Below are 10,419 nucleotides of genomic sequence, written 5' to 3'. Positions count from 1 at the left end.
CTGGTTCAATTAATTATGAGGTTCTTTGATCCACAAGCTGGCAGTATTTTGATGAATGGACTGGATATTCGTGAATATTCCCTTGAGGATTTGCGAAATCAAATTGCTGTTGTTTTTCAGGATACTTATCTTTTTTATGGTACTGTTTCAGAGAACCTAAGCGTTGCCAAACCTAATGCCACATTAGAAGAACTGGAAAGAGCGGCAAAGCTTGCTGGAGCCCATGAGTTTATTGTAGATTTACCTCAGGGTTATGATACAGTCATTGGGGAAAGGGGGATACGTCTTTCAGGGGGACAAAAACAGAGACTTTCTATTGCAAGAGCCTTCTTAAAAGATGCGCCTCTATTGATTTTGGATGAAGCTACCTCCAATGTGGATGCCCTTAGTGAAGAAAAAATCCAGCACGCACTAGAGCATCTAATGAAAAATAAAACCACGATACTGATTGCCCACCGTCTATCAACCATCCAAAATGCAGATAGAATTTTTGTCATGGATGATCAAGAACTAAAGGAAGAAGGAAACCATCGTGAGTTGCTCTTCAAAAAAGGTTTTTATGCCCAGTTGATTGAGGCACAACATGAGTAGAGGAGGAAAGGGAATGCAAGAAAAAGGAAGTGGAATTTTTAAAAAACTCAAATTAGACGGTTTTCATGAGCTTTTGAAGTGCTTGACACCCTATTGGAGGGGGATGACTTTTTCCATTGTTAGTGGTATTCTTCATCATCTTCTAGGCATTTTGGGACCTGCTCTAGGTGCTTATTTAGTGGGGATAGCTGTGACTGGAGGAACGAGATCTGAAATTCGTCCTTATTTACCTGTCCTGGGGCTTTTAGTTTTGGGTAGGGTACTGATGTACTATTCAGATATGTGGTTTGCCCATGAGGTAGCTTTCCGAATTTTAGTGGATTTTCGTGTAAAGCTTTATCACGCCATTGAAAGAATCGCACCTGCTTATTTGTTAAAGCAGCGTTCAGGAGAACTGGCAGCTACCTTGATGGCAGATGTGGAGGTATTGGAGTGGTTTTTTGCCCATACCGCAGGGGCTTTTTTAGTGGCTGTTGCAGTACCGGTGATCATTCTAGGGATGCTCTCTCAAATCCACTGGATGTTGCCTCTAGTGCTTCTGCCTTTTATCTTTCTTCTCTTTAGTATTCCTTTTTGGTTTAAGAAGGAGGCAGATCAGCAGGGGTCTGAAACACGAAGCCGGCTAGCAGCGGTTCATGGCGAAGCTATTGATGGGATACAGGGCTTGCGTGAAATTATCTCTTTTAACTTTAAAGCGGGTTATCGCAATCGGCTTAGAAAATTTTCTGATGACCTCTATCAAAGTCAGTTATCCTACGGAAAAAGGATGGGGGTAGAGGGAGCTTATCTTAACGCCGTCAGTTCCTTAGGAATGGTTTGTATTTTAGGTGTTTCTGCAAATTTAATTCTACAAGGACAAATGGATCATCAATGGTTTCCTGTGGTGATCATTATGGCAGCCAGTATATTTAGCCCTATTTTAGAAGTAGCTACTATGGGAAGAAACTTTAGCATCATACTGGCTGCAGGCCAAAGAGTAGGCAGTATATTGGAAGAAAAGGCAATCGTGGAGGATCTGGGCAAGAAAGAAATTGATAAGACTGAGGAACTGAAAATTGCTTTTCATAATGTCTCTTTCTCCTATGAAAAGGATATTCCTCCTGTTTTGAAGAAGGCTTCCTTCCAAGTTAGTCCTGGGGAAACCATCGCTTTGGTAGGAGAGTCGGGAGTTGGAAAAACTACCTCTATTAATCTTTTGCAGCGATTTTGGGATGTTAATGAAGGGCAGATTACCATCAATGGTGTGGATGTGCGAGACTTATCCATGGATGCCCTACGCTCTCTGATCACTGTTGTACCTCAGGAAATTTATCTATTTAATATGTCCATCAAAGATAATATTCGCTTAAGCAATCCCACTGCTACTGACGGAGAGGTAGAGGAAGCTGCTAAAGCGGCTTATATTCATGACTTTATTATGAGTCTTCCAGAGGGCTACGATACCAATGCTGGGGAAAGAGGCTTGAAGATGTCGGGAGGGCAAAGACAGCGTTTGGCCATCGCCAGAGCCTTCTTAAAAAATTCTCCTATTCTTATTTTAGACGAAGCCCTATCCAGCTTAGATACGGAAAATGAACGACTGGTACAGCAGTCCCTGAATAATTTAATGAAGGGTAGAACGACATTGATTGTAGCCCACCGTCTTTCTACTTTCCGGAAAGCAGACGGTTTAGTAGTACTTCAGCAGGGTAAGATCGTAGAGATTGGAAATCATGTTTCTTTACTTCAGAAAAGAGGTTATTATCATCAGTTGGTTACAGGGCAGCTATCTTCTGTTGCCGTTTAGATATACTAAAAAAACCTTCAGGAACGCTATTGATAAAAGCGGAGATCCTGAAGGTTTTTTTAGTAATATAAATTTTTTACAAAAACAGTGTGATAGACTGCAGGGAAATCGGAGATCTATCTAAAGGTAAATCTTTTGTTGTTAATGTAAGCAGATCCTTTTCCACGATATAGTTGTTCTTTGGTTGAATGACTCCATTAATAAAAAGATTTTGATAGGAAGCCCATTGGGGAGCGAAAATTCCTTGATTACCATACATGGTCAGCTCGTCTTGATTGGTATAGACTTTTTTTCCGCTGGCAAGTGCGTTATATTGATAAGTTTTTGCTTTTAAAAGCTGATGTGCCATGTTTTTAATGATGAAGGTCTGGAGAATAATTGGGACCCCTTTCAAAGGAATGTCTACAGTGGTCAATAGTAAAAGACCTTTTTTCACAATATAATTGGTTGGTGGCTGTAATACGCCATTAATAAAAAGATTTAAATAAGAGACTTCTTTCGGGTCAGGGATACCTTTACCACCATACGCTTTCAAGGCATCATTGTTTGTAAAGCCTCTTTTTACGCCATTGGAAAGCGTATTATATTGATAATTTTTTACATTGACCATCTTCTGGTTTTTGTCATCAAAGAAACCGGTGATTTCTGCTACAAGCACAGCTGTAGCATCGGAGTTTAAGGTACCTATATCCCAAACAATACGATTTTTTTCCTGGGACAAACTACCTCCAGTAAGACTGAGAATGTTTATAGCAACGATATGATCTAAAAGTAAAGTATCTATCATAATAACATGACTAACTGGCCCATATCCATCATTGCTCACTCGAATTTCTACGCACCATGTACTGGGGAGATTGGCATTGACCTGTAGGGGCCCTGATACAATGTACTTGTTAATAACTAAATTACCAAATATAGGAGGACATTGTTTGTTTATATAAGTTTTTGTTGCTTTTTTATAAAGGTCTGACTTGTTTTGCTGTGGGAAAAAATCAGGAAAATCCTTCATCTGGAAAATATCACAAATCAGGTTTTTATTAAATTCTTCGCAGGGGAGAGGTTCTGGACAGTATTCAAAAGTGGGTATAAACAATTGTACCCGTCCTACTGCTTTAATAAGCATAAATGTCCCTGCTGTAAAGGTTAATTGATTGTTTACCACCAAAGCCTCTGTTAAAAGCTGCGTATTGGTTTCTATGGTAATATTAAAAGAAAATTCATCTCTTGCCTCTGGCATAAAGAGGATAATATCCTTAGAGGTATCTGGTAAATGACCTTCAATACTATTTCCATTCCTAGTAGTGATTTCAAAAGGAATTCTTATAAGGAACTGAATGCGTTTAAAGTTTGGTCTATCCTTTAGGTTGGTGATGTTTAAGGTGTTTTCTACAATAAATCCTGAGTGAAATACAATGTTTTTAAAGCTATTGTCACCTATATCCATGGTAATATTTTCAAAACAGTTCCTCTGCTGACATTGAGCGTATACCTTATCGGCAAGGATACAGGTGCTTTTTAAATCATGGATAAAATCTAGGACCTGAATAGATGGACCGGAAACGATAGGAGACATTGTACAAGTAGCTGAATTCCTGTTAAAAGCAGAGGCAATGGCTCGATTAAGAGAACGTAAACCTGTAGCATTGAAAAGCCCTTTGGTTTCAAAAACAGCTGTTAAGGTTTCGCCAGAAGAAAGCTCTTCAATATTCCACAAAATAGCGTTATGGGATACCACAGTGTCCCCTGAGGATACAAATAAGGTACGGATCTCATCAAATTTATCCAGTAAAATATAATCTGTAATAAGGATATTTTCTAAAACATCCTTTGTTAAATTGGAAATTTTCAGAACAAAATACCACCTTCTAGGCTTGCCTAAAAAGGCAACAAGCGGCTCATCTGCAACAAATTTTTCTAATAACAATTGCGTTTCTAGTAATTTTTCAATTGGGGAAACGACGATTTCCATATCCTTGGAAGGCCCCGCGAAAACTTCGTCACTTGCTATATTGCCCACCACTGTAGCGCTATCTAAGTTTCTATAACCATCCATCGTGAAGGCACCAACGATATCCACTACGAGAACAGCGGTTTCTAACATCTCTAAGGCAGTAATGTTCCAAAGAATTTTGTTGCCTGCCAAAGCAGTACTGCCTTGAGAAATACTTACAATTTTAACATGCTCAATATTTTCAATAAATAGGGTATCTGTCATGAGAAGGCTCGAGACAGTAGCATCATTGAAATTAGCTACCTTTATCTCTACTCGCCAGGTATTAGGTTTTCCAACATGTACTTCCAACGGCCCTGATGTAATGGTTTTTGTAATATCTAAGCCTTTAACAACCTGTAGCGTCTCACTAGAAACAATAGCAGATTTTACAGGTCCAGAGGTACGATCGCCGGTTGCTAGAGCATAATTGATGAAGCGAGTACCGTCAGCTTTGAAATATCCCTTTACTTCAAAGCTTGCAGCGGCGGACTCTCCTACATCCAACATACCTACATTCCAGGTAATGATAGGATTACTTATCATGATAGTACCTTTGGATAAAGGGAAATCTGTGACGCTTAAAATAGTGTCTAGAAGAATTGTATCTGCTACAACAATATTACGAATAGGTGTAGGTGCTGTATTGGTTACGATCAAGGTAAATTTCCAAGTAGCAATATGACCTGTGGGAATAAATGTAGGGCCAGAGATCATAACTTTTTCCAGTTTTAATTGGGAGACAATTGGCTGTGTAATTCCATGAAGGGAGATGTCTCTATCCACTACTGGCCCAGCAAAGATAGGTCCAGAGGGTACACTGCCCTCTACAATGGCTGTATTAAGCTTAGTTACTTCTTCTTCTTTAAAAGTAACAAAAACAATAGTAATCGGAGATCCTTTTAGAGGAAGATCCTTGGTGATGAGCAAAAGTAATCCTTCTTTAAGAATATAGTTGGTTTTTGGTTGCAATACCCCATTAATGAAGAGGTTATAATAGGAAACCTTATGTGGATGAAGAATACCCTTATTGCCATACTGTGTTAATTCATCCTGATTAGTATAAATTCTTTGTCCACAGCCGGCCAAAGCATTATATTGATAAACCTCTGCTTTAAGAGGTCTCATTTTATTTGTTAAAGGGGAAACAACTGTAGAAGGCTTACCTTTACACATAACGAATCACTCCGAAAAAATTATACATCACTGCTCCTGTCACTATTTTATGTGTGTAGTAAAGGATATGTTCGCTAAAGAAAAAAATACCTTCTTCGAAAGGTAGATAGCTAAACTTTCGTGTTCTATTTGTAAAAATAACAAATAAATTATACTAGAAAGTACTTCATGTAGAGATATTCTCATAAACTTAGATAAAAAGACCAAGAGAATACATTTGGGAAATCACATGAACATGGATTTTTACTTAGTTCTGCAGTTGCAGATCTATATAGGGTTTGGAGGGATGAGATGAATTTGAAAGGAAAAAAGTTGCTTGTTACTGGTGCAGATGGTTTTATTGGATCCCATTTAACGGAGGAACTGATTGAAAAAGGGTATGATGTTCGTGCCTTTATCTATTATAACTCATTTAATTCATGGGGATGGCTGGAGCATGCTCCTAAAGAAATAAAAAAAGATATAGAAATATTTTCAGGAGACATTAGAGACTCCTATGGCGTAAAGGAGGCGATGAAAGGGTGTGATGTTGTCTTTCATTTAGCTGCCTTAATTTCCATTCCCTATTCCTATCATTCTCCCAATAGTTATATTGATACCAATATAACAGGGACGCTAAACATTCTGCAGGCAGCAGAAGCGTTAAGTGTAAAAAAGGTAATACATACATCCACCAGTGAGGTTTACGGAACAGCGCAGTATGTTCCCATTTCAGAGGAGCATCCTTTACAGGGGCAATCTCCTTATGCTGCATCTAAGATTGGTGCAGATCAGTTGGCACTTTCTTTTTACAACACCTTCTCTACACCTGTTTCCATCATCCGTCCCTTTAATACCTATGGTCCAAGACAGTCAGCCAGAGCAGTTATTCCAACGATTATTACACAAATTGCTGAAGGGAAACGGAAAATTCAACTAGGTTCTCTAAAACCTACGAGAGACTTCAATTATATTCGAGATACAGTGCGGGGCTTCATTGAGGTTGCTAAATCCGATGCAACCATTGGCGAAGTGATAAATATAGGAAGTGATTTTGAAGTTTCTATAGAAGAAACGGTGAAAACTATTGCGGAAGTGATGGAGGTAGAAGTTGAGATTGAAACTGATACTAAGCGGATTCGGCCTGAAAAAAGTGAAGTAAATCGGCTTTGGGCAGATATCTCTAAGGCTAGGAGATTATTCGACTGGAAGCCTATTTATGGTGGTAGAAATGGATTTAAACAAGGATTGCAAGAAACAGTGTCGTGGTTCAGACACCCTCAGCACCTCAAAATGTATAAAGGAGATCGGTATAATCTATGAACAGGAATTTAGATGTTGGCCACATTGTTTCTCTATTAAAAAATGTTTTGAAGAAAAAAGATGGTTTGATTCCTTTGCACCAGCCTACATTTAGAGGAAAGGAATGGGCATATGTAAAGGATTGTTTAGATACCGGCTGGGTGTCCTCAGTAGGGAAATATGTAGGTGCATTTGAAAAGAAACTAGCTGAGTATACAGGTGTAGAACATGCTATTGCGGTAGTGAATGGTACTGCTGCTATGCATATTTGTCTAAAGCTGGCTGGTGTTGAAGAAGGAGATGAGGTGCTTCTTCCTGCACTCACATTTGTTGCTACAGCCAATGCAGTACGTTATTGTGGCGGTATACCACATTTTGTTGATAGCGATTGGAAAAGTCTTGGTATTGACCCTAAGAAGCTTCAAGATTATCTGAAGGATATAACACTTATAAGACAGGGTTGTTGTTATAATAAACAGACAATGCGGCCTATCAAGGCTGTTGTTGCAGTACACACCTTTGGCCATCCTGTGGATCTTGATCCAATTTTGGCAATATGCGAAAAATACAAATTGGTGTTAATTGAAGATGCAGCAGAAGCATTGGGGTCTTATTACAAAGATAAACATACGGGAAACTGGGGAAAACTTTCTGCCTTTAGTTTTAATGGCAATAAAATCATTACTACTGGTGGAGGTGGAGCAATTCTTACAAATGATTTAATCCTAGCAAAAACAGCGAAACATCTAACCACAACAGCTAAAGTTCCCCACCCTTGGGCTTTTGTGCATGATGAGGTAGGGTATAATTATCGTCTGCCTAATATTAATGCAGCCTTAGGCTGCGGTCAAATAGAGGTAATTGATGAATTTATTCAGGAAAAACGAACCTTAGCCCAGAAGTATCGTCAAGTTTTTAAGGAAGTGCAGGGAATTACCTTTTTCACAGAGGCAGCCTATGCACGAAGTAATTACTGGCTAAATCTATTGCTTCTTGATGAAGAATATGTAGGGCTAAGAGACCCTCTTCTTTTAGCAACCCATGAAGAAGGAATATTGACACGTCCCTCATGGAGCTTAATGCATAAACTAGCAATGTTTAAAGAATGTCCTCGAATGGATTTATCAGCAGCACAAGACCTCGAACAGCGGATAATAAACATTCCCAGCAGTGTGGGGCTGGGAGAAAAATAATGATGAAACGTAAAATTTGTGTGGTTACTGGTACCCGGGCGGAGTATGGATTGCTTTATACACTGATGAAAGAAATAGAAAAGGATCAGGACTTGCAATTGCAAGTGATTGTCACAGGTATGCACTTATCTCCTGAATTTGGGCTAACCTATCAGGAAATAGAAGCGGATGGGTTCATCATTGACAGTAAGATAGAAATGCTTTTGTCCAGTGATACGCCTACAGGTGCTACTAAGTCTATTGGCTTAGGGATGATTAGCTTTGGAGAGGTTTTAGGGCAATTACAACCAGATTTTTTGGTGCTGCTAGGGGATCGCTATGAAATCTTAGCTGCAGCAGTTGCCGCCTTGATAGCTAAGGTCCCTATCGCCCATATTGCTGGAGGAGATATAACAGAAGGTGCCTTTGATGAAGCCATAAGGCATAGCATAACAAAAATGTCTCATCTTCATTTTGTAACCAATGAAGATGCTTTCAAAATCGTGAGACAATTAGGGGAAAATCCTAGCAATATCTATCTTGTAGGAAGCACTGCAATAGAGCGTATTACGGGTTTAAAATTACTGAATCGTATTGAACTGGAAGCCTTACTTGGATTTAGCCTTTTAAAGAAAAATTTACTGATAACTTTTCATCCTGTTACATTAGAGCACCAGGCCTCCAGCCAACAATTTCAGGAATTGTTAGAAGCATTACACGATCTTGGCTCTGAAGTTGGTCTAATTTTTACGAAACCCAATGCAGATCCAGAAGGAAGAGAGATGATTCGTCGAATCGATGATTTTGTTGCAAGACATTCTAATGCTATTGTCCAAACTTCTCTAGGGCAATTACACTACTTTAGTCTTATTGCTCAAGTGGATGCAGTGGTGGGTAACTCCTCTAGCGGTATTTACGAAGTTCCTTCTTTTAAGAAGCCTACGGTGAATATTGGAGGTCGGCAAAAAGGAAGACGATTAGCTTCATCGGTAATCTCCTGTGCTGCTGAAAAAACAGAAATTAAAAAGGCCATAAGAGAAGCCTTCATGAAAGATTGCTCCAACACTGTTAACCCCTATGGAGATGGAAATGCTTCTATAAAAATTCTGCATATCATTAAATCCATTAAAGATTATAAAGGCTTATTAAAGAAAAGTTTCTATAAAGTAGGTGAAATATGAATCGGAGGGTTTATGTTATTGCTGAAATAGGTGTAAATCATGCTGTTCCTTCAAGAGAGGCTTTTAAAAAAGCTTATTATTCTGAAGCAGGGCAAAAACTTTTATATAAAAATGTGAGCTTGCTTCACTGTACTACAGCGTATCCTGCCGCATTTGAAGAAAGCAACTTACGGGCACTAAAGACTTTGTATCAGTGTTTCCGGCTACCTGTTGGTTACTCTGATCATACATTAGGTATCGCTGTGGCTCTAGCAGCAGTGGCTTTAGGAGCTGTAGTTATAGAAAAACATATTACTTTAAATCGAAATTTGCCAGGTCCAGATCATAAAGCTTCTCTAGAGCCTAAAGTCTTTTATCAGATGGTGCAGGGGATACGCCAGATAGAAAAAGCTCTTGGGAGTTCACAAAAAAAGCCTACTTCTTCTGAATTAGAAAATCAAAAAGTCGTTCGTAAAAGTATTGTTACAGCTGGCAATATTCAGAAGGGGGAACTTTTTACAGAAGAAAATTTGACAATAAAGCGACCAGCAGAAGGATTATCCCCTTTAGGGTTTTGGGATATATTAGGGAAAACCGCACCGAAGTCTTATCAAAAAAATGAGGTGATTCCATGAAAATTGCCATTTTTGGTGCCTCTGGATTTGCTAGGGAAGTCAGGGATATTGCCTTTGTTTTAGGCTATAAAGAAATCATCTTTATCGATAAGAGCAAAGCAGGAAATTTAGGAGATTTTTCTATCGTGACGGAAAAGGAGGTGTGTGCCCTCGCTGAGGCTGGCTATCAATTTACGATCGGTATTGGTGATACGAAAATCCGTAAGGAAATAAGGGATAGGTATGCTAGTCTTCCGTATATTAATCTTATTCATCCTACTGCAACCTTCGGTTATGAGCAATTCATAAAACTAGAAAAGAAGGTGGGAAATATTATTTGTGCTGGTGCCAGAATGACCAATAATATCGAGGTAGGTAATTTTGGTATCTACTATCTTAATTGTACTGTTGCTCATGATTGCATCATTGAGGATTTTGTCACCATTTCTTCAGGTGCCAATATTTCGGGAAATGTAAGACTGTCTATGGGCGTCTATATTGGGGCCAATGCTTGCATCCTCCAAGGAAAATCAATCACTGAAAAAATAATCGTTGGTAAAAACGCAACCGTTGGTGCAGGAGCTGTTGTCACAAAAAATGTTCCAGATCATACAATAGTAAAAGGGATTCCGGCTAAGTAAAAGAG

8 protein-coding genes are annotated in these 10,419 nt (G+C 39.0%); 7 read left to right on the top strand and 1 reads right to left on the bottom strand.

From position 1 onward, the window contains the following. Positions 1–15: 15 nt before the first annotated feature. Positions 16–591, top strand: coding sequence for an ABC transporter ATP-binding protein (locus BJL90_RS21690; RefSeq protein WP_083329694.1), 576 nt, complete (start codon positions 16–18; stop codon positions 589–591). Between the two features lie 13 nt (positions 592–604). Then, entirely contained in the window at positions 605–2,377 is a 1,773-nt protein-coding gene (locus tag BJL90_RS21255) for an ABC transporter ATP-binding protein (RefSeq protein WP_070972844.1), read from the top strand. 76 nt (positions 2,378–2,453) lie between these two features. Here the strand turns inward: BJL90_RS21255 and BJL90_RS21250 are convergent, their stop codons facing one another. After that, positions 2,454–5,546 (bottom strand): DUF4183 domain-containing protein, encoded by a 3,093-nt coding sequence (locus tag BJL90_RS21250; protein ID WP_070972842.1) that lies wholly within the window; start codon positions 5,544–5,546, stop codon positions 2,454–2,456. A gap of 291 nt (positions 5,547–5,837) precedes the next feature. Between BJL90_RS21250 and BJL90_RS21245 the strand changes: the two genes are divergently transcribed. From BJL90_RS21245 to BJL90_RS21225, 5 genes are read left to right on the top strand one after another with little or no spacing between them, the layout of a single operon-like run. After that, the gene (locus BJL90_RS21245) at positions 5,838–6,848 is read left to right on the top strand and encodes an NAD-dependent 4,6-dehydratase LegB (RefSeq protein WP_070972839.1); all 1,011 of its coding nucleotides are present in this window, start codon (positions 5,838–5,840) and stop codon (positions 6,846–6,848) included. Then, on the top strand, positions 6,845–8,020 hold the full coding sequence (locus tag BJL90_RS21240) for a LegC family aminotransferase (RefSeq protein ID WP_070972838.1): 1,176 nt from the start codon (positions 6,845–6,847) through the stop codon (positions 8,018–8,020). The genes BJL90_RS21245 and BJL90_RS21240 overlap by 4 nt, the downstream gene beginning before the upstream one ends. Continuing rightward, the gene (gene neuC / locus BJL90_RS21235; protein ID WP_236904984.1) at positions 8,020–9,180 is read left to right on the top strand and encodes a UDP-N-acetylglucosamine 2-epimerase; all 1,161 of its coding nucleotides are present in this window, start codon (positions 8,020–8,022) and stop codon (positions 9,178–9,180) included. Before BJL90_RS21240 ends, neuC begins: the two co-directional genes overlap by 1 nt. Then, positions 9,177–9,794 (top strand): N-acetylneuraminate synthase family protein, encoded by a 618-nt coding sequence (locus BJL90_RS21230; RefSeq protein ID WP_070972836.1) that lies wholly within the window; start codon positions 9,177–9,179, stop codon positions 9,792–9,794. Before neuC ends, BJL90_RS21230 begins: the two co-directional genes overlap by 4 nt. Next, a complete protein-coding gene (locus BJL90_RS21225; RefSeq protein WP_070972834.1) occupies positions 9,791–10,414 on the top strand; it encodes a PglD-related sugar-binding protein in 624 nt (207 codons plus the stop codon). Before BJL90_RS21230 ends, BJL90_RS21225 begins: the two co-directional genes overlap by 4 nt. Positions 10,415–10,419 lie beyond the last annotated feature (5 nt).

This window comes from Clostridium formicaceticum (genome assembly GCF_001854185.1).
Classification (GTDB): Bacteria; Bacillota; Clostridia; order Peptostreptococcales; family Natronincolaceae; genus Andreesenella; species Andreesenella formicacetica.
This window is presented reverse-complemented; position numbering and strand designations above follow the sequence as displayed.

Coding starts and splice junctions, on each gene's coding strand:
- BJL90_RS21225 (WP_070972834.1), top strand. CDS start 9,791: ATGAAAATTGCCATTTTTGGTGCCTCTGGATTTGCTAGGGAAGTCAGG.
- BJL90_RS21250 (WP_070972842.1), bottom strand. CDS start 5,546: ATGTGTAAAGGTAAGCCTTCTACAGTTGTTTCCCCTTTAACAAATAAA.
- BJL90_RS21255 (WP_070972844.1), top strand. CDS start 605: ATGCAAGAAAAAGGAAGTGGAATTTTTAAAAAACTCAAATTAGACGGT.
- BJL90_RS21240 (WP_070972838.1), top strand. CDS start 6,845: ATGAACAGGAATTTAGATGTTGGCCACATTGTTTCTCTATTAAAAAAT.
- neuC (WP_236904984.1), top strand. CDS start 8,020: ATGATGAAACGTAAAATTTGTGTGGTTACTGGTACCCGGGCGGAGTAT.
- BJL90_RS21245 (WP_070972839.1), top strand. CDS start 5,838: ATGAATTTGAAAGGAAAAAAGTTGCTTGTTACTGGTGCAGATGGTTTT.
- BJL90_RS21230 (WP_070972836.1), top strand. CDS start 9,177: ATGAATCGGAGGGTTTATGTTATTGCTGAAATAGGTGTAAATCATGCT.
- BJL90_RS21690 (WP_083329694.1), top strand. CDS start 16: ATGAGGTTCTTTGATCCACAAGCTGGCAGTATTTTGATGAATGGACTG.